At 70.1% G+C, this 25,952-nt stretch carries 18 protein-coding genes; 13 read left to right on the top strand and 5 right to left on the bottom strand.

All coding sequences use genetic code 11. The features are described from left to right. Positions 1-8 precede the first annotated feature (8 nt). The 10 genes from ACWGO0_RS10410 to ACWGO0_RS10365 all read left to right on the top strand — a co-directional run bounded on the left by ACWGO0_RS10410 (position 9) and on the right by ACWGO0_RS10365 (position 13,738). On the top strand, positions 9-1,013 hold the full coding sequence (locus ACWGO0_RS10410; protein ID WP_453531007.1) for a sugar phosphate isomerase/epimerase family protein: 1,005 nt from the start codon (positions 9-11) through the stop codon (positions 1,011-1,013). A 285-nt stretch (positions 1,014-1,298) separates the two neighbouring features. Then, positions 1,299-5,033: a ThuA domain-containing protein gene (locus tag ACWGO0_RS10405; protein WP_453531004.1), complete on the top strand. Its 3,735-nt coding sequence runs from the start codon at positions 1,299-1,301 to the stop codon at positions 5,031-5,033. A 129-nt stretch (positions 5,034-5,162) separates the two neighbouring features. Beyond that, the gene (locus tag ACWGO0_RS10400) at positions 5,163-6,287 is read left to right on the top strand and encodes an inositol-3-phosphate synthase (RefSeq protein WP_453531001.1); all 1,125 of its coding nucleotides are present in this window, start codon (positions 5,163-5,165) and stop codon (positions 6,285-6,287) included. Further along, positions 6,284-7,708 (top strand): UbiA family prenyltransferase, encoded by a 1,425-nt coding sequence (locus tag ACWGO0_RS10395; RefSeq protein WP_453530998.1) that lies wholly within the window; start codon positions 6,284-6,286, stop codon positions 7,706-7,708. Before ACWGO0_RS10400 ends, ACWGO0_RS10395 begins: the two co-directional genes overlap by 4 nt. After that, positions 7,705-8,553 carry a sugar phosphate isomerase/epimerase family protein gene (locus tag ACWGO0_RS10390; RefSeq protein ID WP_453530995.1) on the top strand — a complete coding sequence of 283 codons (849 nt, stop codon included), beginning with the start codon at positions 7,705-7,707 and terminating at the stop codon, positions 8,551-8,553. The genes ACWGO0_RS10395 and ACWGO0_RS10390 overlap by 4 nt, the downstream gene beginning before the upstream one ends. 32 nt (positions 8,554-8,585) lie before the next feature. Then, complete coding sequence (locus tag ACWGO0_RS10385) at positions 8,586-9,254, top strand: EboA domain-containing protein (RefSeq protein ID WP_453530992.1); 669 nt, start codon at positions 8,586-8,588, stop codon at positions 9,252-9,254. Further along, positions 9,254-10,102 carry a TatD family hydrolase gene (locus ACWGO0_RS10380; protein ID WP_453530989.1) on the top strand — a complete coding sequence of 283 codons (849 nt, stop codon included), beginning with the start codon at positions 9,254-9,256 and terminating at the stop codon, positions 10,100-10,102. Before ACWGO0_RS10385 ends, ACWGO0_RS10380 begins: the two co-directional genes overlap by 1 nt. 4 nt (positions 10,103-10,106) lie before the next feature. Continuing rightward, entirely contained in the window at positions 10,107-11,282 is a 1,176-nt protein-coding gene (eboE, locus tag ACWGO0_RS10375) for a metabolite traffic protein EboE (protein ID WP_453530987.1), read from the top strand. Next, positions 11,279-12,682 (top strand): alkaline phosphatase family protein, encoded by a 1,404-nt coding sequence (locus tag ACWGO0_RS10370; RefSeq protein ID WP_453530984.1) that lies wholly within the window; start codon positions 11,279-11,281, stop codon positions 12,680-12,682. Before eboE ends, ACWGO0_RS10370 begins: the two co-directional genes overlap by 4 nt. A 36-nt stretch (positions 12,683-12,718) precedes the next feature. Continuing rightward, on the top strand, positions 12,719-13,738 hold the full coding sequence (locus ACWGO0_RS10365) for a TIM barrel protein (RefSeq protein ID WP_453530982.1): 1,020 nt from the start codon (positions 12,719-12,721) through the stop codon (positions 13,736-13,738). A gap of 71 nt (positions 13,739-13,809) precedes the next feature. Here the strand turns inward: ACWGO0_RS10365 and ACWGO0_RS10360 are convergent, their stop codons facing one another. The 4 genes from ACWGO0_RS10360 to ACWGO0_RS10345 form a co-directional block, all read right to left on the bottom strand. After that, a complete protein-coding gene (locus tag ACWGO0_RS10360) occupies positions 13,810-15,195 on the bottom strand; it encodes an OFA family MFS transporter (protein ID WP_453530979.1) in 1,386 nt (461 codons plus the stop codon). 206 nt (positions 15,196-15,401) lie between these two features. Continuing rightward, positions 15,402-17,546: an acetate--CoA ligase family protein gene (locus ACWGO0_RS10355; protein ID WP_453530976.1), complete on the bottom strand. Its 2,145-nt coding sequence runs from the start codon at positions 17,544-17,546 to the stop codon at positions 15,402-15,404. 2 nt (positions 17,547-17,548) lie between these two features. Continuing rightward, complete coding sequence (gene frc, locus ACWGO0_RS10350) at positions 17,549-18,787, bottom strand: formyl-CoA transferase (RefSeq protein ID WP_453530973.1); 1,239 nt, start codon at positions 18,785-18,787, stop codon at positions 17,549-17,551. 16 nt (positions 18,788-18,803) lie between these two features. Next, positions 18,804-20,495: a thiamine pyrophosphate-binding protein gene (locus ACWGO0_RS10345; RefSeq protein ID WP_453530970.1), complete on the bottom strand. Its 1,692-nt coding sequence runs from the start codon at positions 20,493-20,495 to the stop codon at positions 18,804-18,806. A 166-nt stretch (positions 20,496-20,661) separates the two neighbouring features. Between ACWGO0_RS10345 and sucC the strand changes: the two genes are divergently transcribed. The 3 genes from sucC (at position 20,662) to ACWGO0_RS10330 (ending at position 24,553) form a co-directional block, all read left to right on the top strand. Beyond that, positions 20,662-21,798, top strand: coding sequence for an ADP-forming succinate--CoA ligase subunit beta (gene sucC / locus ACWGO0_RS10340; RefSeq protein WP_453530968.1), 1,137 nt, complete (start codon positions 20,662-20,664; stop codon positions 21,796-21,798). A 1-nt stretch (position 21,799) separates the two neighbouring features. After that, the gene (gene sucD / locus ACWGO0_RS10335) at positions 21,800-22,681 is read left to right on the top strand and encodes a succinate--CoA ligase subunit alpha (protein WP_453530965.1); all 882 of its coding nucleotides are present in this window, start codon (positions 21,800-21,802) and stop codon (positions 22,679-22,681) included. 258 nt (positions 22,682-22,939) lie between these two features. Further along, a complete protein-coding gene (locus tag ACWGO0_RS10330; RefSeq protein WP_453530962.1) occupies positions 22,940-24,553 on the top strand; it encodes an aldehyde dehydrogenase family protein in 1,614 nt (537 codons plus the stop codon). A 24-nt stretch (positions 24,554-24,577) separates the two neighbouring features. Here the strand turns inward: ACWGO0_RS10330 and ACWGO0_RS10325 are convergent, their stop codons facing one another. Continuing rightward, positions 24,578-25,882 carry a DUF2254 domain-containing protein gene (locus tag ACWGO0_RS10325; RefSeq protein WP_453530960.1) on the bottom strand — a complete coding sequence of 435 codons (1,305 nt, stop codon included), beginning with the start codon at positions 25,880-25,882 and terminating at the stop codon, positions 24,578-24,580. Between the last annotated feature and the right edge of the window lie 70 nt (positions 25,883-25,952).

Genomic DNA, 25,952 nt, shown 5'->3' with positions numbered 1-25,952 from the left:
TCCCGCGCATGCCCCGTCCCTTCACGCTCTTCACCGGCCAGTGGGCCGACCTGCCGCTCGAGGAGGTCTGCAAGCACGCCCGGGACTTCGGTTACGACGGTCTCGAACTCGCTTGCTGGGGAGACCACTTCGAGGTCGACAAGGCACTCTCCGACCCCGGCTATCTGGACGGGCGGCACGAGCTGCTCGAGAAGTACGGGCTCAAGTGCTACGCGATCTCCAACCACCTGGTGGGCCAGGCGGTCTGCGACAACCCGATCGACGAGCGTCACCAGGCGATCCTGCCCGGCAGGATCTGGGGCGACGGCGAGCCGGAAGGGGTACGCAGGCGGGCCGCCGAGGAGATCAAGGACACCGCACGCGCCGCCGCGGCCTTCGGGGTGCGGACCGTCATCGGCTTCACCGGGTCGTCGATCTGGCACCTGGTCGCGATGTTCCCGCCGGTCCCGCCGCACATGATCGAACGGGGCTACGAGGACTTCGCCGAGCGCTGGAACCCGATCCTCGACGTCTTCGACGCGGAGGGCGTGCGCTTCGCCCACGAGGTGCACCCCAGCGAGATCGCGTACGACTACTGGACAACGCACCGCGCGCTGGAGGCCGTTGACCATCGGGCGGCATTCGGGCTGAACTTCGACCCGAGCCACTTCGTGTGGCAGGACCTCGACCCGGTCGGGTTCCTGTACGACTTCCGGGACCGGATCTACCACGTGGACTGCAAGGAGGCACGCAAGCGCCTCGACGGCCGCAACGGCCGGCTCGGCTCCCACCTGCCGTGGGGCGACCCGCGGCGCGGCTGGGACTTCGTCTCGGCCGGTCATGGTGACGTCCCGTGGGAGGACGTCTTCCGGATGCTGCGGTCCATCGGCTACGACGGTCCGGTCTCCGTGGAGTGGGAGGACGCGGGGATGGACCGGCTGACCGGCGCGCCGGAAGCGCTTGCTGCGCTGAAGCGGTTCGATTTCGACCCGCCCACCGCGTCCTTCGACGCGGCGTTCGGCAACGCGGACTGAGCGATACGGGGCTCCGCCCCAGGAATGGAGTAGGGGGCCCGAGCCCCGCCGGGTTGCTCACCGCTGCCCGGAACCCGCCTTTGTCCTCTCGCAGGAAGAAGTTCAACTTCCCTCCTGCGCAAGGGCTTTCCGTCCTGGACGATCAGGTCTACCGTCCCACTGGTGTACACGACATGACTCGCGTCGGCGGGGCCCGTCCGGCCCCGACGACGTGCGCGGCAGTCCCCGCGCTGCACGGCCACGGCTCCACCCGCCCGTACAACCGGCACTCTCCGGAGGACACTCGTGCACAGAACCCGAACCCGATATCGCGGCCGACGGCATACCGGATTCCGCAAGTCGCTCGCCCTGCTGACCGGTGGTCTGCTCACCGCGACGACCCTCGCCCTCGGAGCCGCACCCGGCGCCTCGGCCGATCCGCGGCCGCAGAACACCACCGCCGAAGAAGCCGCCTTGGCCGAGGAGTTCCAGCAGGTCACCCTCGCCAAGGGCGGAGCCGAGACCGGCGAGCCCATGTCGCTGGCAGTCCTCCCCGACCGCAGCGTCCTGCACACCTCGCGCAACGGCGAGCTGCGCATCACCGACAGTGCGGGCAACACGAGGATCGCCGGCACCATCCCCGTCTACTCGCACGACGAGGAAGGGCTCCAAGGCGTCGGAATCGACCCCGACTTCGCCCAGAACCGCGCGATCTACCTCTACTACGCACCCCCGCTGGACACCCCCGCCGGTGACGCACCGGCCAACGGGACGGCCGCGGAGTTCGCCAAGTTCGACGGAGTGAACCGGCTCTCGCGCTTCGTGCTCAAGGCGGACGGCACCCTCGACAACGCCAGCGAGAAGAAGGTCATCGACATTCCCGCCACCCGCGGGATCTGCTGCCACGTGGGCGGCGACATCGACTTCGACGCGCAGGGCAACCTCTACCTTTCGACGGGCGACGACACGAACCCGTTCTCCTCGGACGGCTTCACCCCCATCGACGAGAGCCCGGACCGCAACCCGGCGTACGACGCCCGGCGCACCTCCGGCAACACCAATGACCTGCGCGGCAAGATCCTCCGGATCAAGGTCGCCGCGGACGGCTCGTACACCGTGCCCGAGGGCAACCTCTTCGCACCCGGTACGGACAAGACGCGGCCCGAGGTCTACGCGATGGGCTTCCGCAACCCGTTCCGCTTCTCCGTCGACAAGTCGACCGGAATCCTCTACGTCGGTGACTACGGCCCCGACGCGGGTGCGGCCGACCCGAAGCGCGGACCGGCCGGTCAGGTCGAGTTCGCCCGGGTGACGAAGCCCGGCAACTTCGGCTGGCCGTTCTGCACGGGCGACAACGACCCGTACATCGACTACGACTTCGCGACCAAGACGTCCGGCGCCGCCTTCGACTGCGCCGCACCGAAGAACACCTCGCGGCACAACACCGGTCTGGTCGACCTGCCCCCGGCCGAGGCCGCCTGGATTCCGTACGACGGCGGTTCCGTGCCCGAGTTCGGCACCGGCTCCGAGTCCCCGATGGGCGGGCCCGTCTACGACTACGACCCGAACCTCGACTCGCCGGTGAAGTTCCCCGAGGCGTACGACGGGGACTTCTTCGCCGGAGAGTTCGGCCGGCGCTGGATCAAGCGCATCGAGCACGACAGCAACGGCGCCGTCCAGTCGATCAGCTCCATTCCGTGGAGCGGCACCCAGGTCATGGACATGGCCTTCGGGCCGGACGGGGCGCTGTACGTCCTGGACTACGGCACCGCCTGGTTCGGCGGGGACGAGAACGCCGGTCTCTACCGCATCGAGAACGCCACCGGCGGACGCTCACCCGTCGCCGAGGCGAGCTCGAACAAGACCTCCGGCACCGCACCGCTCAGGGTGGCCTTCTCCTCGGCCGGTACCGCTGACGCCGACGGCGACGCCCTCACCTATGCCTGGGACTTCGGCGACGGCGGAAAGTCGACGGCCGCCAACCCCACGTACACGTACAAGAAGAACGGCACCTACACCGCCACCGTCACCGCCAAGGACCCGAGCGGCCGGACCGGCTCCGCGAGCGTCCATGTGACCGTCGGCAACACCGCGCCCACCGTGAAGCTCGAACTCCCCGGCGAGGGCAAGCTGTTCTCCTTCGGGGACGAGATTCCGTTCAAGGTGACCGTCACCGATCCCGAGGACGGCACCGTCGACTGCTCCAAGGTCGCGGTCCGCTTCATCCTCGGCCACGACAGCCACGGCCACCCCGTCACCACGGTCAACGGCTGCAGCGGCGTCATCAAGACCGAGGCGGACGGCGGGCACGACCCGAACGCCAACATCTTCGGAGTCGTCGACGCCTCCTACACGGACGGCGGAGGCGGCGGCCAGGCTGCGCTGACCGGCAGCGACCAGGCGCAGCTCCAGCCGCGCCACCGGCAGGCGGAGCACTACACCGCCCAGTCCGGGGTCGCACCGCAGAACAAGACGAGCGCACACGGCGGCAAGACCGTCGGGGACATCCACAACAACGACTGGATCTCCTTCAAGCCCTACCTGCTCACCGGCGCGACCAAGCTCACCGCCCGGGTCTCCTCCGGCGGAGCCGGCGGCACCCTGGAAGTACGGACCGGTTCGCCCACCGGCACCCTGCTGGGTTCCACGACCGTCCCGGTGACGGGCAGCTGGGACACTTTCCAGAACGTCGACGTGTCCCTGCGCAACGTTCCCAGGCGGACCACCGAACTCTTCCTCGTCTTCACGGGCGGGGCCGGAGCGCTCTACGACGTCGACGACTTCGAACTGTCGTCCGCGGCCCCCGACCGGGACGCCAAGCGGGTCCTGGTGTTCTCCAAGACCGGCGGATTCCGTCACGACTCCATCCCGGCGGGCATCACCGCGCTGAAGGAACTGGGCGCCGAGACCGGCATCACCGTCGACGCCACCGAGGCTGCCGGACAGTTCACCCCGGCCAACCTGGCTCGCTACGACTCCGTCGTCTTCCTCTCCACGACCGGTGACGTGCTCAACAGCGACCAGCAGAAGGCGTTCGAGGACTACGTGGCCGGCGGAGGCGGGTACATGGGCGTCCACGCCGCCGCCGACACCGAGTACGACTGGGAGTTCTACGGCGGACTCGTCGGCGCGTACTTCGCCTCGCACCCGCAGATCCAGCCCGCCACCGTGCGCGTCGAGAACCACGACCACCCGGCGACGGCCCACCTGGGCGAGGCGTGGGACCGTACCGACGAGTGGTACAACTACCGCACCAACCCCCGGGACAAGGCCCAGGTGCTCGCCACGCTGGACGAGACCAGCTACACCGGCGGCACGATGAAGGGCGACCACCCGATCTCCTGGTGCCAGACCTACCAGGGCGGCCGTTCCTTCTACACCGGCCTCGGCCACACCAAGGAGTCCTACACCGAACCGGACTTCCGCAAGCACCTCCTGGGCGGAATGCGCTACACGACCGGTCAGGCCGCGGCCGACTGCACGCCCGACACGGGTTACCGGACCATCTTCAACGGGAAGACGCTCGACGGCTGGAAGCAGGCCGGCCCCGGGAAGTTCGCCGTCGCCGACGGCGAGCTGCGCACCGAGGGCGGCATGGGGATGCTCTGGTACCAGGCCAAGGAGCTGAAGTCCTACTCCCTGAAGCTCGACTGGAAGATGGCTGGAGACGACAACTCCGGCATCTTCGTCGGCTTCCCGGCGTCCGACGACCCCTGGTCCGCCGTGAACAACGGCTACGAGGTCCAGATCGACGCCACCGACGCGGCCGACCGGACCACGGGAGCCGTCTACGGCTTCAAGTCCGCCGACCTCGCCGCCCGTGACGAGGTCCTCAAGCCGCCGGGGGAGTGGAACAGCTACGAGATCCGGGTCGAGGGCGAACGCCTCCGGGTCTACCTCAACGGCGTGAAGATCAACGACTACACCAACACCGATCCGGTACGCAGTCTCAAGAACGGCTACATCGGTCTCCAGAACCACGGAGCCGACGACCAGGTGTCCTTCCGTGACATCCAGTTGAAGCAGCTGCCCTCGGCGTAGGGCGGCCCCGGCCGACGGCGGGCGGGGGAGTTCGAGGCCCCCCGCCCGCCGTCCTCCACCACATCACCTCGTACCCACTCGCTTCACCCCGCTCCACCCCGTCAGGAGCCCCAGCCAGGGAGGCAGCCCGTGACCGCACAAGCCGTCCGTACCGGAGTCTGGTTCATCGGAGCACGCGGCTCCGTCGCCACCACCGCCACCGCGGGGTGCGCCGCCATCGCGGCCGGGCTCCACCCGGCGACCGGCATGGTCACCGAGACGCCACCCTTCGCCGACAGCGGGCTGCCACCGCTGAACTCCCTGGTCTTCGGCGGCCACGACACCATCGACTGCCCCCTGCCGAAGCGGGCCGAGGCGCTCGCGGCGGGGGAGGTCCTGCCCTACGGTCTGCCGTCGGCGGTACGCTCCGAACTCACCGCCGCCGACGCGGAGATACGGACCGGTGGGCCCCTGCCCGGTGACACGCGCACCGACGAGGAGCTCATCAGCGCGTTCGCCGCGGACCTCACCGACTTCGCCCGCCGCCACGAGCTGGCCCGCACGGTCGTGATCAACGTGGCGTCCACGGAGCCGCTTCCCCAGGAGGGCGAGGCACGCCTGCCCGCCAGCTCCCTCTACGCGGCGGCGGCCCTCCGCGCCGGCTGCCCGTACGTCAACTTCACCCCCTCCACGGGCCTGCGCAGCCCGGCCCTCCAGTACGCCGCCGCCACCTGCGGACTTCCCCACGCGGGGCGCGACGGCAAAACAGGTCAGACGCTGCTCCGTTCCGTGCTCGCCCCGATGTTCGTGCAACGCGCCCTGCCGGTACGGGCATGGTCGGGCACCAACCTCCTGGGCGGCGGGGACGGAGCGGCGCTGGCCGACCCGGCGGCGGCAGCGGCCAAGAACGCGGGCAAGGAACGCGTACTGGCCGACACGCTGGGCACCGCCCCCGAGGGCGAGGTGCACATCGACGACGTCCCGGCGATGGGGGACTGGAAGACGGCGTGGGACCACATCGCCTTCGACGGCTTCCTCGGCTCGCGCATGATCCTCCAGACGATCTGGCAGGGCTGCGACTCGGCGCTGGCCGCCCCGCTGGTCCTGGACCTGGCCCGGCTGCTGGCCCGCGCCCACGAGACCGGCCTCACGGGCCCGCGCCCCGAGCTGGGCTTCTACTTCAAGGACCCGGACGGCGGTCCTGCCGCGCTGTCCGAGCAGTACGCGGCCCTGCTGGCCTTCGGCGAGCTGCTGCGCGAGCGGGGTGAACGGTGAGGCTCCGCCGCTGGGGCGGCGTGGCCGGACTGCTGCTGGCACTGACGGCGGCCGGCGCCGTGCGTGGCGCCCGCGCCGGGCGGTCCGGTTCCGCGCCCGGCACCGCTGTGCCCACAGACGGCCTGTCCGGTGCGGGCGGGACTGCGCCCGCACCGGACAGGCCTCCCACTACGACGGGCCCGGTCGCGCTCCGCGAACGGGCGGGCGCGTGGGCGGAACTGCTGCGGGTGTCAGCCCTTTTCACCGTCCCCGGCGACGCCCTGGCCGGAGCAGCCGCGATGGGCCGCCGGCCCAACCGCGGCACCGCCCTGGCCGTGGGCGCCTCGCTCTGCCTGTACGAGGCGGGGATGGCGCTCAACGACTGGGCGGACCGCGAAGAGGATGCCGTCGACCGCCCCCACCGCCCGATTCCCTCGGGCCGGATCACCCCCGGCGCGGCGCTGGCAGCGGCGGGCGCGCTGACGGCGGCGGGCCTGACACTGGCATCGCGGGCAGGCCGCCGCCCGTTCGCGGTGGCCTCGGCTCTCGCGGCCACGGTGTGGTCCTACGACCTGTACCTGAAGCACACGCAGGCAGGCCCGGCAGCGATGGCCGCGGCCCGCTCGCTGGACATACTCCTGGGCGCGGCGGCGACGGCGACTGCGACGCTGGCGGCGTCGGCCGCGGCACCGGCAGCACCGCGCCGCCCGGGCGGGCGAGCGCACCTGTACTCGGCCCACGGGCCCACCGCCATTGACTTCGCACCCGGCACCGGCAGGAGCCTTGGCACCAGCACCAGCACCAGCACCAGCACCAGCACCCATGCCCCTCCCGGCACGGAACGCGGAGCTGGCACCGGCAGGAGCCTTGGCGCCAGCACCAGGCCCAGCACTAGCACCCGTACCCATGCCGGTTCCGGCCCGGGTCGCGGCACGGGCACCGGAACCCGGGCCGCCGCCCCCGCCCTCCGCGCCGCGCTCCCCGCGGCCCTGCTGCTGGGCGCCCATACCTACGCCGTCACCGCCGTCTCCCGGCACGAGGCGCAGGGCGGCTCCACCGTCGCGCCGCTCGCCGCGCTAGCGGCGACGGTCGCGCTCGGTGCCGCCGTCGCGAGCGAGAAACGGGGGTCCGGGGGCCTGCCCCCGGCTTCAGGAAGGGGCGGGTCAGGGGAATACCTCCGCCGGACGGCGGGCGCCCCCGCCCGCCTCCTCCTCACCGCCTTCGCCGGCGCCTACCTCCGTACCGCCGCGCGCCCCCAACTGCACGCCGCGCTCAACCCCTCCCCACCGCTCACGCAACGCGCCGTCGGCGGCGGGATCCGCGCCATGATCCCGCTCCAGGCCGCCCTCGCCACCCGCGCAGGCGCGCCCGTCAGCGGGCTGGTCCTCATGGGGCTCGTCCCCCTGGCGCGCAAGCTCGCACGGAAGGTGAGCCCCACATGACGTTCCACTTCGGCTACGGCACCAACGGGCTCACCGACCTCCGGCTCGACGACGCCCTCGGTCTCCTCGCCGACCTCGGTTACGACGGCGTCGGACTCACCCTCGACCACATGCACCTCGATCCCCTCGCCCCCGACCTCGCCGCCTGCACCCGCCACGTCGCGAACCGCCTCTCCGAGCTGGGGCTCGGCGTGACCGTCGAGACCGGCGCCCGCTATGTCCTCGACCCGCGCCGCAAGCACGGCCCGTCCCTGCTCGACCCGGACCCCGAGGCCCGAGCAACCCGTACCGGACTGCTCGTGAAGGCCCTCGACGTCGCCGCCGATCTCGGTGCGCACGCCGTGCACTGCTTCAGCGGCATCACCCCGCCGGGCACCACCCCGGACACCGCCTGGCAACGACTGGGCGACGCGCTCGCCCCCGTCCTCGAAGCCGCCACCCGCACCGGCATCCCGCTCGCCATCGAGCCCGAGCCCGGCCATCTCCTCGCCACGCTCGCCGACTTCCACCACCTCCGCACCCTCCTGGGAGACCCGGAACCACTCGGCCTCACTCTCGACATCGGCCACTGCCAGTGCCTGGAACCCGCCTCGCCCGTCGACTGCGTCAAGGACGCCGCGCCCTGGCTGCGCCACGTCCAGATCGAGGACATGCGCCGCGGGGTCCACGAGCACCTCCCCTTCGGCGACGGCGAGATCGACTTCCCGCCCGTTCTCGAAGCACTCGCCGAAGCGGACTACCAGGGCCTCACCGTCGTCGAACTGCCCCGCCATTCGCACGCCGGTCCCGAACTCGCCCGCACCTCCATCGAGTTCCTGCGCAAGCACAGTCCGTCGAGCCGCTGAAACCCGCTGAATCCGTCGAAGGGAGCAACGCCATGCCGATGACCCCGCTGCTGACCCGCAAGGAACTCGACGTACAGCTCGGCGGAGCCGCACGCGCCTGGCTCGACGAAGCCCTCGCCGAAGCCGAGCACGCGGTCCAGCACGCAGCCGAGCACGCAGCCGAACACGCAGACACCGGCACAGCCTTCGCCGTGCCACCCTGGGAACTGCGGTACGCCGCCGCCGGCCGCTACTGCGGGCTCGACCACGCCGACTCCGTACGCGCCCTGCTGCTCCTCGAAGCCCGGGCCGGGCTGCCCGCCCTGACCAGGCTCTACGAACAGGGCACCGCGGCCGAACGGCGCGCCGTGCTCCGCACCCTGCACAGGCTGGATATCGGCTCCGCCGCCCTGCCCCTGGTCGAGGACGCCCTGCGCACCAACGACACCCGGCTCGTCGCAGCCGCCGTCGGCCCGTACGCCGCCGCGCACCTCGACGCGCACCAGTGGCGCCACGCCGTCCTCAAGTGTCTGTTCACCGGTGTCCCCGTGGACTGCGTCGACGCACTGGCCCGCCGCTCACGAGGGGACGCGGAACTCGCCCGCATGCTCGGCGACTTCGCCGCCGAACGCACCGCGGCCGGGCGTGACGTACCCGCCGGTCTCGCGCACGTGCTCAGCTTCACCGCTCCCGCCCCCACGGTCCCCTCGGAGGAGTCCTGATGCGCATCTTCGACCCCCACATCCACATGACCTCCCGCACCACGGACGACTACCGGGCGATGTACGACGCGGGAGTCCGCGCCCTCGTCGAACCCTCCTTCTGGCTCGGTCAGCCCCGCACCTCGCCCGCCAGCTTCTTCGACTACTTCGACGCCCTGCTCGGCTGGGAGCCCTTCCGCGCGTCCCAGTACGGCATAGCCCACCACTGCACGCTCGCCCTCAACCCCAAGGAGGCGAACGACCCCCGCTGTTTCCCCGTCCTGGACGCCCTGCCCCGCTACCTCGTCAAGGACTCCGTCGTCGCCGTCGGTGAGATCGGCTACGACTCCATGACCCCGGCCGAGGACATCGCCCTGGCCACGCAGCTCCAGCTCGCCGCGGACCACGGCCTGCCCGCCCTCGTCCACACCCCGCACCGCGACAAGCTCACGGGTCTGCACCGCACCATCGACGTCATCCGCGAATCACATCTCCCCCCGGAGTGGGTGCTGCTCGATCACCTCAATGAGACGACCGTAAAGGACGCCACTGACAGTGGCTGCTGGGCCGGTTTCTCCATCTACCCGGACACCAAGATGGACGAGGACCGCATGGTCGCGATCCTGCGGAACTACGGCACCGAGAAGATCCTCGTCAACTCGGCCGCCGACTGGGGGCAGAGCGACCCGCTGAAGACCCGCAAGGTCGGCGACGCGATGCTGAAGGCCGGATTCACCGAGGACGACGTCGACAAGGTCCTCTGGCGCAACCCCGTCGCCTTCTACGGTCAGAGCGGCCGGCTCCAGCTCGACATCGCCGCCCCCGACCCACTGCACGAGGGGAACTCCATCCTGCGCGGCGGGGAGTGAAGCGATGCGCTTCCGCCACCCCGACGGGTCCACCGTCCACCTCTCGTACTGCACCAACGTGCACCCCGCCGAAACCCTCGACGGTGTACGGGCACAGCTGCGCGACCACTGCGAGCCCGTGCGCAGACGCCTCGGCCGCGACCGTCTGGGCATCGGCCTGTGGCTCGCCAAGGACGCGGCCCGCGCCCTGATCAACGACCCCGCCGCGCTGCGCTCCCTGCGCGCCGAGCTGGAGCACCGCGGCCTCGAAGTCGTCACGCTCAACGGATTCCCGTACGAGGGATTCGGCGCCGAAGAGGTCAAGTACCGCGTCTACCGGCCCGACTGGACCGACCCCGAGCGCCTCGCCCACACCACGGACCTCGCCCGGCTGCTCGCCGCCCTGCTCCCCGACGATGTCACCGAAGGCACCATCTCCACCCTGCCGATCGCCTGGCGCACCCCGTACGCCGGCGACCCCGAGGCGGCCCGCACCGCGCAGGCCGCGCTCACCACCCTCGCGCAACGCCTCGACGCCCTCGCCGAGCTGACCGGCAAATCCATCCGTATCGGTCTCGAACCCGAACCGGGCTGCACGGTGGAGACCACCGCCGAGGCCATCGGGCCCCTCAGCGCGATCGGCCACGACCGCATCGGCATCTGTATCGACACGTGCCACCTCGCCACCTCCTTCGAGGACCCGGACACGGCCCTCGACGCACTCGCCGGAGCCGGGGTCTTCGTCGCGAAGGCCCAGCTCTCCGCCGCACTGCACGCCGAACACCCCCACCTGCCCGAAGTGCGCGCAGCCCTCGCCGCCTTCGCCGAACCCCGCTTCCTGCACCAGACGCGGATGAACACCGCCGCGGGACTGCGGGGCACCGACGACCTCGACGAGGCGCTGGCCGGCGGAACCCTCCCCGACAGCACCCCGTGGCGGTCCCACTTCCACGTACCACTGCACGCACCCCCCGCGCCTCCACTGGCCTCCACCCTTCCGGTGCTCCGGTCCACACTGACCCGGCTCGTCGGAGGTCCACGGCCGCTGACCCGGCACCTGGAGGTCGAGACGTACACCTGGCAGGCGCTGCCGGCCGAGCTGCGCCCCCGTACCCGCACCCAGCTCGCCGACGGCATCGCCGCCGAACTCACCCTCGCCCGCGACCTCCTGGTCGACCTCGGCCTCAAGGAGCTCCCATGACCGCACCCGAAACGGCAACCGGCGCAGGACCCACCCCCCTCCTCGTCCTCGACGTCGTCGGCCTCACCCCCCAGCTCCTCGACCACATGCCGAACCTCAAGGCCATGGCCGGCAGCGGCGCCCAGGCACCCCTCTCCACCGTGCTCCCCGCCGTCACCTGCGCCGCCCAGTCGACCTTCCTCACCGGCACGACCCCCGCCGAGCACGGGATCGTCGCCAACGGCTGGTACTTCCGCGAGCTGGGCGACGTCCTCCTGTGGCGCCAGCACAACGGGCTCGTCGCCGGCGACAAATTGTGGGACGCCGCCCGCCGCGCCCACCCCGGCTACACCGTCGCCAACATCTGCTGGTGGTACGCCATGGGCGCCGACACCGACTTCACGGTCACCCCGCGCCCCGTGTACTACGCCGACGGCCGCAAGGAACCCGACTGCTACACCCGGCCGCCCGCCCTGCACGACGAGCTCACCGAGAAGCTCGGCACCTTCCCCCTCTTCCACTTCTGGGGGCCCGGCGCCGACCTCGTCTCCTCGCAGTGGATCATCGACGCGACGAGGCACATCCTCGCCACGCGCGCCCCCGATCTGGCCCTGTGCTACCTGCCCCACCTCGACTACGACCTCCAGCGCTACGGCCCCGACGACCCGCGCTCCCACCGGGCGGCGACCGAACTCGACCGGGCGGTCGCGCCGCTCCTCGAAGACGCCCGCCTCCAGGGGCGCACGGTCGTGGCGCTCTCCGAGTACGGGATCACCCGTGTCGACCGGCCCGTGGACATCAACCGCGCCCTGCGCCGGGCAGGTCTGCTGGAGGTCCACACGCAGGACGGCATGGAGTACCTCGACCCCATGGCCTCACGGGCCTTCGCCGTCGCCGACCACCAGATCGCGCACATCTACGTACGCCGTCCCGAGGACCTCGAAGCGACCCGCGAGGCGCTCGCGGACCTGCCCGGCATCGAGCAGCTCCTCGACGACGAGGGCAAGAAGGCCCACCACCTCGACCACCCCCGCTCCGGGGAGCTCGTCGCGGTCGCGGAGCCGGACGCCTGGTTCACGTACTACTACTGGCTCGACGACGACCGCGCCCCCGACTTCGCGCAGCTGGTCGAGATCCACCGGAAGCCGGGCTACGACCCCGTCGAGCTCTTCATGGACCCCCAGGACCCCTACGTCCGGGTCAAGGCCGTCACCGCCGTCGCCCGCAAGAAGCTCGGCATGCGCTACCGCATGGCCGTCGTCCCCCTCGACCCCTCGCCCATCCGCGGCAGCCACGGCCGCCTTCCCACGAGCGACGAAGAAGGTCCGCTCATCCTCTGTTCCACCCCCCACGCGTTCACCGGCCGCGTCCAGGCCACCGAAGTGAAGTCCCTGCTGCTCCGGCTCGCCGGACTGCACTGAGCACCCCCGCTCACTCATCAAGGGAGTTACGTGATCATGAGCCGCACCCCGAAGGACGCCGAACTCGCGCGCAGACTCAGCCGCCGCAATGTCCTGGGCGTCGTCGCAGGAGCCACCGCAGCCACGCTCCTCGGCACCGCGACCGCCGAGGCCGGTGGGAGGGGCCGTGCCGTCCTGCCCCCCGGCCGCCTCGGAATCCAGCTCTACAGCCTCCGCGACAAGGTCTCCACGCTCGGCTTCGCGCCCGTCTTCGCGGAACTGGAGAAGTACGGTTACGACGAGATCGAGTTCGCCGGATACTCCCAGGGCTCGGCGGGCGCCATCACCCTCGCCCAGCTGAAGCGGCTGGCCAAGGACCACGGGCTGAACCCCATCGGCAGCCACGTCGGCTATTACGACAACAACAACCCCGGCGCCTACACCTTCGCCCAGAACCTCACCAAGGTCCTGGACGACGCACAGGCCCTCGGTCTCAAGCACATCGGCACGGCCTCGGGCCCGTTCCGCTACGGCTCGACCGTCGACGGCTGGAAGCGTGCGGCCGAGGAGTTCAACACCTACGGCGCCGCGGCCCGCGAGCGCGGGATGAAGTTCTACCAGCACAACCACGCGGAGGAGTTCTCCTTCGCGACCGACCAGCCGGGCGTACGTCTCTACGACGTCCTGCTCGCCGAGACCGATCCGGACCTGGTGTATCTGGAGATGGACATCTACTGGGCCTACGCCGCCCAGTTCCGCTTCGGCAAGAAGGCGGACGGCACACCGGCGCCGTTCGATCCGGTGGACTACGTACTCAGGCAGCCCGACCGTTTCCCGCTCTTCCATGTCAAGGACGGCATCCGGGACGACACGGCCCGCGACGGTTACCGCATGTCGGACGTCGGTGACGGCGACATCGACTACAAGGCGTTTCTCAGCCGGGTCACCGCGCGCACCCCGCACGGCCGTACGTACCACCACTGGCAGGCCGAGCACGACAACCCGGCCGAGTCCTTCGCGTTCGCCCGCAAGTCCAGCGCGCACCTGCACTCGCTGCGTGAGAGGTGCGGCGAGTAGCCGTCGGGACACGGCGTGAGCGGCCCCGGGGTGCCGACGCACCCCGGGGCCGAAGTCAGTACGTGCCCACCTCAGTCCGTCTCCCGGCTGATGGGCATCGGGTTGGGTTTCACTCCCTTCCTCGGCCGGCCCGGTGCGGTGAGGAACAGTGCGATGAACGCGGCGAACAGGGAGATCGAGCCCGCCAGGGTGAACGCCCCGCCGTGGCCCCAGTTGTCCACCACGACCTTGCCCATGCCTGCTCCGAGCAGACCTGACACCAGCTTGGAGCTGTAGACAAGGCCGTAGTTGGACGCGTTGTTGTTCTCGCCGAAGTAGTCGGCGGTCATCGCCGCGAACATCGGGAAGATCGCGCCGCCGCCGAATCCGGAGATCGAGGAGAAGACCAGGAACAGCGGCAGGTTCTCGATGTTCGCCGACCACAGGATTCCGTACTGCGAAAGGCCCAGGACGACACAGACGAAGATCAGGCACCTCTTGCGTCCGTACCGGTCGGAGAGCCAGCCGATCACGCCGCGGCCCGTGCCGTTCACGATGGCCTTCAGCGACATCGCCGTCGCGACGATGCCACCGGCGAATCCGGCCTCCTTGCCGATGTCGACCTGGAACGCGATGCCGAAGATGTTCACGCCCGAGGTGCACAGCAGACAGAACCACATCAGTGCGACCCGTCCGGTCCGCCAGGCCTCGGCCGGGGTGTACTGCTTGACGGCGGGCGGGTTCATCGCCAGTGCGCGACGGGCCCGCGGGTCGTCCGGCGGCCTCAGCGGGTCGATCTCGGCGGGCCACCAGTTCTTCGGCGGGTCCTTGAAGAAGTGACCGGCCACGGCCACCGTCGCGGCCAGGAACAGACCGACCGCCACGAGCACCCAGCGGAAGTTCGTCAGATCCATGAAGCCGGTGAAGAGGAAGACGAAGGGCACGGAACCGTAGGCGAAACCGCCGTTGACGAAGCCGGTCTTGCCTCCCTTGCGTTCCGGATACCACTTGCCGACCATGTTCACGCAGGTCGCGTAGACCATGCCGGCGCCCATACCGCTGAACATGCCGAACCCGATGTACGCCACGACCACATGCGGCGCGAACGCGAGCGACAGATAGCCGAGGAGGGTGCCGAGTGCGCCGAACATCATCGCCCAGCGGGCGGGCAGCCTGCCGGTCTCTCTGAGCTTGCCGGCGGGGAAGGCAACCGCCGCCTGGAAGAACACCCAGACACCGAGCATCCAGAAGATGTGCCCGCTGCTCCAGCTGTGTGCAATGTGCAGGGTGTCCTCGGCCGACGCGAACGCGTACTCGGCCGAGCTGATGCCCATCATGCCGATCCACGGCAGGATGACCATCCACTTGCGCTTGCGGCCCATGATGTCCATATCGGTCTCGCCGATGCGGTACATGCGCCCGTTGGCGTCCGTCACCTCCCTGTAGGTGGCGGATGTCGAGATGTCTGTAGTCGCCATGTCGATCGAACCCCTTGCGTGGAAGAAGTCTGGCCAGCGCCCCCTGCCCGTTCTCACTTCGCGCCGGGGTCCGCGGCGGAGCGGTACGCCGCAGACCCCGTGGTTCGAGCCGTGGTCACGAGGTCATCGATCACCGCCCAGCAGCCCCGCGGCCCGCGCCCAGCGAGCTGTGGTCATCCCGGGGGCAACCCCCGGACCCCCGGCCGTCACAGCAGCCCCGCGGCCCGTGCCCAGCGATACTTCGCACCGAGGACGGCGACCGGCTGCTCGGTCGTGTACGGGTAGGCGACGACGCCCCGCTCGTACAGGTACGCGCAGGCCTCCTCGACCTCCGTGTCACCCGCCAGCGAAGCCACCACCGGCTTCTCGATCCCGCGCTCCCGGAACTCCGCCACCACCCGTGCCGTCAGCTCCGCGAAGACCATCGGGGGAGTGACGATCGTGTGCCAGTAACCCAGCACCAGCGCGTGGATGCGCGGGTCCTCCATCCCCAGCCGGATCGTCGCCTCGTACGTGGACGGCGGCTCACCGCCCGTGATGTCGATCGGATTGCCCGCCGCGCCGAACGGCGGGATGAACGCCTTGAACGCCGTGTCCAGGTCCGGCGGGATCTCCATCAGCGACAGACCGTTGTCCACGATCGCGTCCGAGAGGAGCACGCCCGAACCGCCCGCCCCCGTGATGATGACGACGTTGTCGCCCTTCGGAGTCGGCAGGACCGGCAGCGCCCGCGCGTACTCCAGCATGTCGTTCAGCCCCGGCGCCCTGATCACCCCCGCCTGCCGCAGGATGTCGTCGTACACCGCGTCGTCACCGGCCAGCGCGCCCGTGTGCGAACCGGCCGCCTTCGCGCCCGCACTGGTGCGCCCGGCCTTCAGCACCACGATCGGCTTCTTCGGTACGGTCGCCCGCGCCGCGGCCACGAAGGCGCGGCCGTCCTTGAGGTCCTCCAAGTGCATCGCGATGCACTTGGTGTTCGGGTCCTCACCGAACCAGGTCAGCAGGTCGTCCTCGTCGATGTCCGACTTGTTGCCGAGCCCCACGATCGCCGACACACCGGTCTTCGTGGAACGGGCGAAACCGAGGATCGCCATGCCGATGCCACCGGACTGGGAGGTCAGCGCCACCCCGCCCTTGACGTCGTACGGCGTGCAGAACGTGGCGCAGAGGTCCTGCCAGGTGGAGTAGTAGCCGTAGATGTTCGGCCCCAGGATGCGTACGCCGTACCGCTCGCCGATCGCCACGATCTCGTCCTGGAGTTCCTGCTCGCCGGTCTCGGCGAAGCCCGAGGGGATCAGTACGGCGTTGGGAATCCCCTTGCGCCCCACCTCCTCAAGCGCCGCTGCCACGAACTTGGCGGGGATCGCGAAGACCGCCACATCCACCTCACCGGGAACGTCGGTGACACTCTTGTACGCCTTGCGGCCCAGAATGTCATCGGCCCGGGGGTTCACCGGATGGATCTCGCCCGCGAAACCTCCGTCCGCGAGGTTGCGCATCACCGAATTGCCGATCTTGCCCTGCTCGTTGGAGGCGCCGATGACGGCCACCGAACGCGGCTCCATCAGCCTGCGCATCGATACGAGGATCTCCTCGCGGGTGTACGTCCGCCTGACCTTCACCTCCTCGGTGGCCAGGATGATGCGGATGTCCGCGGCGATGGCACCGTCCGGCGCGGCGATCACCGGATTGAGGTCGACCTCGGCGATCTCCGGGAAGTCCGTGACCAGTTGGGAGACCCGCCTGATCTGTTCCGCCAGGGCCCAGCGGTCCACCGCCGGCGCCCCGCGCACCCCGCGCAGGATCTCCGCGGCGCCGATCGAGTCGAGCATCGACTGCGCCTCGTCGGCGGTGACGGGCGCCAGCCGGAACGTGATGTCCTTCAGCACCTCCACCAGGACACCGCCGAGACCGAACGCCACCACCTTCCCGAACGTCGGGTCGGTGACCGCGCCGATGATCACCTCCTGCCCGGGCGGCACCAGTTGCTGCACCTGCACGCCGTCGATCCGCGCGTCCGGCGCGTACGCCTTCGCGTTCTCGACGATCCGGCAGAACGCGGCCCGCACCTCCGCCGGCCCCGAGACGCCGACCACGACGCCGCCCGCATCCGTCTTGTGCAGGATGTCAGGGGAGACGATCTTCAGCACGACGGGCCCGCCGAGCCGGTCCGCGTACGCCACGGCCTCGTCGACGTCCCGGGCCAGCTCCTCACCCGGTACGGCGATCCCGTACGCGTCGGCGACGATCTTTCCCTCCGGGGCGGTGAGCGCACTGCGCCCCTCGGCCCGGACGGCTTCGAGCAGCGCCCGTACGCGTTCGCGCTCCTGTGGTTCCACTGATCCGGCCATGCTCAGATGACTCCGTTCGTCTTCAGCAGCCGCAGTTCCTCGTCGTTGAGGCCGAGTTCACCCACGTACACCTCCGCGTTGTGCTCACCGAGCAGCGGTGAGGACACGACGTCGACGGGGGAGTCGGAGAGCTTCAGCGGACTCCCGACCGTGGTGAACGTGCCGCGCTGCGGATGGTCGACCCGCACGACCATCTCGTTGGCGACGAGGGACTCGTCCTCGACGATCTCCTTGGTGGAGAGGATCGGGCCGCACGGAATGTTGTGCGCGTTGAGCTGCTCCAGCACCTCCCACTTGGGGAGGGTGGCCGACCACTCCTCGATCAGCTGGAACATCTTGCCGAGCTTGGGCAGCCGCGATTCCGGCGTCGCCCATTCGCTGTCCTCCGCCAGCTCCGGCCGCCCGATGAGGGCGGACAGCGGCTTCCAGCCGACCGGCTGCACGATGACGTACACGTAGTCGTTGGGACCGCCCGGCGCGCACTTGACCGCCCACCCCGGCTGCCCGCCACCGCTCGCGTTCCCGCTGCGCGGCACCTCTTCGGCGCCCTCGGTGTTCTGGGCGTTCGGGTACTCGGGGAGCGGCCCGTGAGCGAGGCGCTGCTGGTCGCGGAGCTTGACCCGGCACAGATTCAGCACGGCGTGCTGCATCGCGACGTTCACCCGCTGTCCGCGCCCGGTGTTCTCGCGCTGGAACAGCGCGGCGAGAATGCCGGCCACGGCGTGGACACCGGTGCCCGAGTCGCCGATCTGCGCGCCGGTGGCGAGCGGCGGCCCGTCCTCGAAGCCGGTGGTGGACATCGAGCCGCCCATGGCCTGCGCGACGACCTCGTACGCCTTGAAGTTGGTGTACGGGCCTTCGCCGAAGCCCTTGATGGAGGCGTAGATGATCCGCGGGTTGATCTCCTGGATGCGTTCCCAGGTGAAGCCCATGCGGTCGACGGCGCCGGGCCCGAAGTTCTCCACCATCACATCGCTGCGGCGGATGAGCTCGGTCAGGATCTCCTTCCCGCGCTCGCTCTTCGTGTTCAGAGTGATGCTCCGCTTGTTGCAGTTGAGCATCGTGAAGTAGAGGGAGTCGACGTCGGGGAGGTCGCGCAACTGCTTGCGGGTGATGTCCCCGCTCGGCGCCTCCAGCTTCACCACGTCCGCGCCGAGCCAGGCGAGCAGCTGGGTGGCGGAGGGACCGGACTGCACATGCGTCATGTCGAGGACGCGCACGCCCTCAAGAGCTTTGGTCATGCCAACGGCTCCTCTGCTACTTGTACATGGTCTGGTTCATCGTTCCGGGGGCGTACACGTCGGGGTCGACCCAGACGTTGATCAGCGACGGCAGCCCCGACTCGCGGGCCCGCTGCAACGCGGGCGCGATGTCGGCGGGGTCGCGGACCTCCTCGCCGTAACCCCCCAGCATCTGGGCGAACTTGTCGTAGTGGACATCGCCCAGGGTGTTGCCGACCCGCTCGCGCTCGTCGCCGTACTTGGCCTTCTGGCCGTAACGGATCTGGTTCATCGAGGAGTTGTTGCCCACGATCCCGACGAAGGGGAGGTTGTAGCGGACCAGCGTCTCGAAGTCCCAGCCGGTCAGGGAGAACGCGCCGTCCCCGAAGAGCGCCACAACCTCCTTGTCGGGCCTGGCCTGCTTTGCGGCCAGCACGAACGGCACCCCGACACCGAGCGTCCCGAGCGGCCCCGGGTCCATCCAGTGGCCGGGCGTACGCGGCTGCACGACCTGCCCGGAGAAGGTGACGATGTCGCCGCCGTCCCCGATGTAGATCGAGTCCTCGGTGAGGAAGTCGTTGATCTCGCTGACCAGCCGGTACGGATGGATCGGCGAGGCATCCGACTTCAGGTGCGGCAGACGCTTCTCGATCGCCGTCTGCTCGGCGGCCCGCAGCTCGTCGAGCCACGCCTTCCGCTTCACCGAACCGCCGTTGATCCGCCCGCTCGCCGCTTCCGCGGCGGCCTTGAGGATCAGCGAGGCATCACCCACGATGCCGAGGTCGACGTCCCGGTTCTTGCCGACGGTGCGGTAGTCGAGATCGATCTGTACGACGGTGGCGGCCGGCGAGAGCCGCTTCCCGTACCCCATCCGGAAGTCGAACGGCGTACCCACGATCACGATCAGATCGGCGTTGGAGAACGCGTAGCGCCGTGAGAGCTGGAAGTGGTGCGGGTCGCCGGGCGGCAGTGTCCCGCGTCCCGCTCCGTTCATGTACGCGGGCAGATTCAGCGTCCGTACGAGCTCGACGGCGGAATCCGTGGCCCGCGTCGTCCACACCTGACTGCCCAGCAGAATGGCCGGCTTCTCCGCGTGTACGAGGAGATCGGCCAGCTTCTCGATATCGGCCGGGTCACCCGCCTGGCGCGTCGACGCCCGGTACTGCCCGGCCTCCGGTACGCGCGCCTTGCTCACCGGCACCTTGGCGTCGAGTACGTCGCGGGGGATCTCCAGGAACGAGGGCCCCGGTGCGCCGTGGAAGCACTCCCGGAACGCCATCGACACCATGTCCGCCGCACGGGCGGTGTCCGGCACCGTGGCCGCGAACTTGGTGATGGGCGTCATCATGTCGACGTGCGGCAGGTCCTGGAGCGAGCCCATCTTGTGCTGGGTGTGCGCTCCCTGACCACCGATCAGCAGCATCGGTGACTCGGCGCGGAAGGCGTTGGCGACCCCGGTCACCGCGTCCGTCGTACCCGGACCCGCGGTGACGACGGCACATCCCGGCTTCCCGGTGATGCGCGCGTAGCCGTCGGCGGCATGGGCGGCGACCTGCTCGTGGCGTACGTCGACGACCTCGATGCCCTCGTCGACACAGCCGTCGTAGATGTCGATGATGTGGCCGCCGCAGAGGGTGTAGATGCGCTCCACCCCCTCGGCCTTGAGCGCCTTGGCGACCAAGTGCCCACCGGAGACGAGTTCCTGGCTGTCGTGGCTGTCATCGGGCATGGCGATGTCCTGTCCCTTCGTAGGGGAGTGCGGGAGCCGCTGCGCCGCTCTCGCGGTACATTGCATACAGTCGACGAATACTGTATGAAGCTTGTTATCCCGCATCCGGTGGGTGGTGTCCAGGGGGCGTGCGGCACTTTCACAATCGGCACGATCGGGAGTGGCTATGGATCTGTACGAGCACCAGGCAAGGCAACTCTTCGCGGATTACGGCATCGCGGTACCCGATGCCGAGGTGGTCGACCGGCCCAAAGCCGCCGAGGAGGCAGCCGTCCGGCTGGGCGGCAGGGTCGTCGTGAAGGCGCAGGTGAAGACCGGCGGCCGGGGCAAGGCGGGCGGGGTGAAACTGGCCGCGGACCCGGCGGCTGCGGCACTCACCGCACGCCAGATCCTCGGCATGGACATCAAGGGCCATCGGGTACGGACGGTCATGCTCGCCCAACCCGTGGACATCGAGGCCGAGTTCTACGTCGGATACGTACTCGACCGGGCAGCCGGAACCTTCCTCGCCATCGCCTCCGCCGAAGGCGGCATGGACATCGAGGAGGTCGCGGCCACCCGGCCGGAAGCCGTGGCCCGCATCCCCGTCGATCCGGCCGAGGGAGTCACGGCGGCGAAGGCGGCGGAGATCGCCGAGGCGGCGTCACTGCCCGCGGACGTCGCCCCCGTACTCCAGTCGCTCTGGCAGGTCCTCACCCAGGAGGACGCCCTGCTGGTCGAGGTCAACCCACTCGTCCGCACCACGCAGGGCAGCATCCTGGCCCTTGACGGCAAGGTGACACTCGACGACAACGCACGCTTCCGGCAGTCCCGTTGGGGAGCGGACACCGAAGACCCGCACGGCGACCCGCTGGAGGCCGCCGCGGCGGCCAAGGGCCTCAACTACGTCAAGCTCGACGGCGAAGTGGGCATCATCGGCAACGGCGCCGGACTCGTCATGTCCACCCTCGACGTCGTGGCCGGCTGCGGCGCCCGCCCGGCCAACTTCCTCGACATCGGCGGCGGCGCCTCCGCCCGCGTCATGGCCGACGGCCTGACGGTCATCCTCTCCGACCCGGCCGTGAAATCGGTCTTCGTCAACGTCTTCGGAGGCATCACGGCCTGCGACGCCGTCGCCGACGGCATCGTCCAGGCACTGGAGACCGTGCACCTGACCAAACCGCTCGTCGTACGCCTCGACGGCAACAACGCGGCCCGGGGCCGCGCGATCCTCGACGACCGGGCCCACCCCCTTGTCCAGCAGCTCACGACGATGGACGGCGCAGCGGACCGAGCAAGCCAACTGGCCCTGGGAGGGCACTGACATGGCAATCTTCCTGACCAAGGAGAGCAAGGTACTCGTCCAGGGCATGACCGGCGCCGAAGGCATGAAGCACACCCGCCGGATGCTCGCCGCGGGCACCCAGATCGTCGGCGGCGTCAACCCGCGCAAGGCGGGCCGCACGGTGGACCTGGACGACCGCACGATCCCGGTCTTCGGCTCGGTGCGGGAGGGGATCGACGCCACCGGAGCGGACGTCACGGTCATCTTCGTACCGCCGCCCTTCGCCAAGGCCGCGGTCATCGAGGCGGTCGACGCGGGCATCGCCCTGGCCGTAGTCATCACCGAGGGCATCCCGGTCCACGACGCCGTCGCCTTCCACGCACACGCACGGACGCGGGGCACCCGGATCCTCGGCCCCAACTGCCCCGGAGTCATCAGCCCCGGGCACTCCAACGCGGGCATCATCCCGGCAGACATCGCCCCCCGCGCCGGCCGCATCGGCCTCGTCTCCAAGTCCGGCACCCTCACCTACCAACTGATGCACGAACTGAGCGAGACGGGCTTCTCCTCCGCGGTGGGCATCGGCGGCGACCCGGTCATCGGCACCACCCACATCGACTGCCTCACGGCCTTCGAGAACGACCCCGACACCGAACTGATCGTCCTGATCGGGGAGATCGGCGGCGACGCGGAGGAACGGGCGGCGGCCCACATCGCGGCGCACATCACGAAGCCGGTGATCGGCTACATAGCCGGCTTCACGGCCCCCGAGGGCAAAACGATGGGCCACGCGGGCGCGATCGTCTCCGGCTCGTCGGGCACGGCCGAGGCGAAGAGGAGGGCACTGGAAGCGGCGGGCGTACAGGTCGGCACGACCCCGACGGAGACGGCAAGGCTGGTACTGGCCGCACTGAGCAACTGACCATCACTCCAAGGCACCTCGCAGCCGGCCGGGCACCTCACGCTCCTTGCGCCTTTCAGCCTGTCAGGCCCCACCCCGCGCCCGGGCACGTTCAGCCCGTCCGGCGTTTGAGGACCGGGGTCCGGGGCGGAGCCCCGGTTACGGGAAGGGGCGGGTAGGGGAACAGGCCGGCCGCAGGCGCCCCACCCGCACCGCCCATCCCACCTGCAGACCACACCGACCACCCCGCCCCGACCGTGCACCGAGAGCGGAGAACCCATGACACCCCCAACACCCGCACCCACGAACGCAACCGCACCCCCCACCCCCACCCCCACCCCCACCCCCACCCCCACCCCCACCCTCGCCCTCAAACCCCGCACAGCCTGGACCGACGCCTGGCAACGCTGCCTCACCGCCGCCCCCGAGGCGTTCCAGGACGACCACGTCCGTAACCTCTGGCAGGCCACCTGGCAGCAGGACGGCCGCACCCTCCCCGCCACGAGCCCCGTCGACGGCACCCCCATCACCGGCCCGCCCCGCCTGGACGCGGTCACCGCCACGCACGCCGTACGCGCCTCCCTCGACCAGCACCGCGCCTGGCGCCACGTCCCGCTCCCCGAACGCCGGGCCCGCGTATCGGCCACCCTCGACGCCCTCACCGAGCACCGCGAGCTCCTCGCCCTGCTCCTGGTCTGGGAGATCGGCAAGCCCTGGCGCCTCGCCCAGGCCGACGTCGACCGGGCCATCGACGGCGTGCGCTGGTACGTCGACCACATCGACCGGATGCTCATCGACCGCACCCCGCTCCCCGGCCCGGTCTCCAACATCGCCAGCTGGAACTACCCCATGTCCGTGCTGGTCCACGCCATGCTCGTACAGGCGCTGGCCGGCAACGCGGTGATCGCCAAGACCCCGACCGACGGCGGCGTCGCCTGCCTCACCCTGGCCTGCGCCCTCGCCGCCCGCGAGGGCGTCCCCCTCACCCTCCTCAGCGGCAGCGGCAGCGAACTCTCCGCGCCCCTGGTCCGCTCGCCCGAGATCGGCTGCGTCTCCTTCGTCGGCGGCCGGGACACCGGCGCCCGTATCGCGACCGCCGTCGCCGACCTCGGCAAACGCCACATCCTCGAACAGGAGGGCCTGAACACCTGGGGAATCTGGAACTTCACGGACTGGCCGGCCCTCACCGCCGTCATCCCCAAGCTCTTCGACTACGGCAAGCAGCGCTGCACGGCCTACCCCCGCTTCGTCGTCCAGCGCACCCTGTTCGCCGACTTCCTGGCCGCGTACCTCCCCGCCGTACGCTCCCTCCGCACGGGCCACCCACTCGCGGTGGAGCACCCGAACGACCCGCTCCCCAGCCTGGACTTCGGCCCGCTCATCAACGCGGCGAAGGCCAAGGAACTCGCCGACCAGGTCACCGAAGCCATCGACAGGGGCGCCGTGCCGCTCCACCGGGGCCGCGAGTCGGACGCCCGCTTCCTCCCGGGCCAGGACACGAGCGCGTATCTCCACCCGGTCACACTCCTCAACCCGCCCCCGTCCTCCCCGCTCCACCACGCGGAACCCTTCGGCCCGGTCGACACGATCGTCCTGGTCGACACCGAGGCGGAACTCCTGGCCGCCATGAACGCGTCGAACGGCGCCCTGGTCGCCACCCTCTCGACCGATGACCCCGCCACGTACGCGCGTCTGGCCCCGCAGATCCGCGCGTTCAAGACCGGCCATGGCACACCCCGCTCCCGAGGTGACCGTGACGAACTCTTCGGCGGCTTCGGCGCCTCCTGGCGCGGTGCCTTCGTGGGCGGCGAACTGCTCGTCCGTGCCGTCACGGAAGGCCGGGGCGCGGAACGGCTCCCGGGCAACTTCCCGGACCACCACCTCATGCCGTAACTCCCGTTCCCGCCCCCGGCACCCTCAGCCGATCCCCTGATGGTCCGGGAACAGCGCGAACTCCCGCTCGGCCGCATCCGGCACCGTGCGCTCCACCGCCTGCACCAGGAGCGCACGGTGCCTGACCAGCGGCTTCCTGCGCTCCTCCGGGGCCAGCAGCATCAGATCCCCGAAGCCGGCCAGCAGCCGCCGCGTCACCTGCGGACTGCCGACCGAGTACCAGCGGATCTCCTCGAAGGCGAGGTCCACCAGATCCGTCCAGCCGGGTACGTCCTGGACGAGCCTGACCTCGCCCCGGCCGTCCCGGTGGTGCACGGTTCCGAGCGGACGGTGGACCACCGCCGCCAGGAACTGCACGATCCGGTCCAGGCACTGCACGGCGGTCGTCGGATCATTGACGGACGTCGACAGGGCCCGCAGTGCGATGTCCGAAAGCTGCCGCAGCCCGAAGGACAGATCCTGGTGCAGAGTGCGCTCGACGCCCACGGAGACGGTGTACCGCAGCGCCCGTCGCGGTGGCGCGGCCCCACCGTGGACGGCCAGCACCGGTGTGCCCGGCACCACGAAGTCCCCGATCCGCGGAATCAGCCGCAGTACGACTCCCTGCCGCCGCGCCGCCCGCACCAGCCGCGCCACATTCACGTCGTGGAGGACACCCGCCCGGCCCCAGTGCATGATCTGCGCCGTTTCGGCCGCGAGAGGTTGCCCCTCCGGCTGTCCTACGGGAATCCGCCCGAGCACGCGGAACGACTGGCGGGTGATGTGGTCGACGACCGGACCGACCTGCATGAGCCGCAGCGTGGAGCTCACATAGGCGATGAACAGCAGCAGGCTCAGACCGACCATCCCCAGCGTCAGCAGGCTCTGCAGCAGGGGCACGGATGTGACCCGCCGCGGGTCGGTCTCGCTCTCGTACGAGCTCAGGACCAGCAGCGAGAAGGAGAACGTCGCCAGGAACACCGTGAGCGTGAGCTTGCTGATCCGGCTCCGTACGAAGATCCGCACCACCCGGGGCGTGAGCTGCCCGGCGGCCATCTGGACGGCCACCAGCGAGATGCTGAAGACCACACCGATGAAGGTCATCATCGCCGAGCTGATCGTGGTGACGATCGTCTTCGTATCCGCGACGAACGAGATCAGCTCCCTGACCTGCTCGTACGCCTCATCGTCCTGAAGGCGGGCAATGATCTCCGTATCCAGGGTGGAGACGATCCACCACAGCGCGAAGCTGGCCAGCAGCCCCAGGGTCGGTGCGAACCAGAACGTGTCGCGCAGATGCTCACGCACGGGGGACAGCGGGCGGGGCCGTCGGTAGCCGCGATCACTCATGCTCGCGAAGGTAGCCGTGACGACGCGCCGTACACGGCAGGCCACGGAACGTACGCGCGTCGGGCGGTGT

Source organism: Streptomyces sp. NPDC055749 (assembly GCF_053617235.1).
This window is presented reverse-complemented; position numbering and strand designations above follow the sequence as displayed.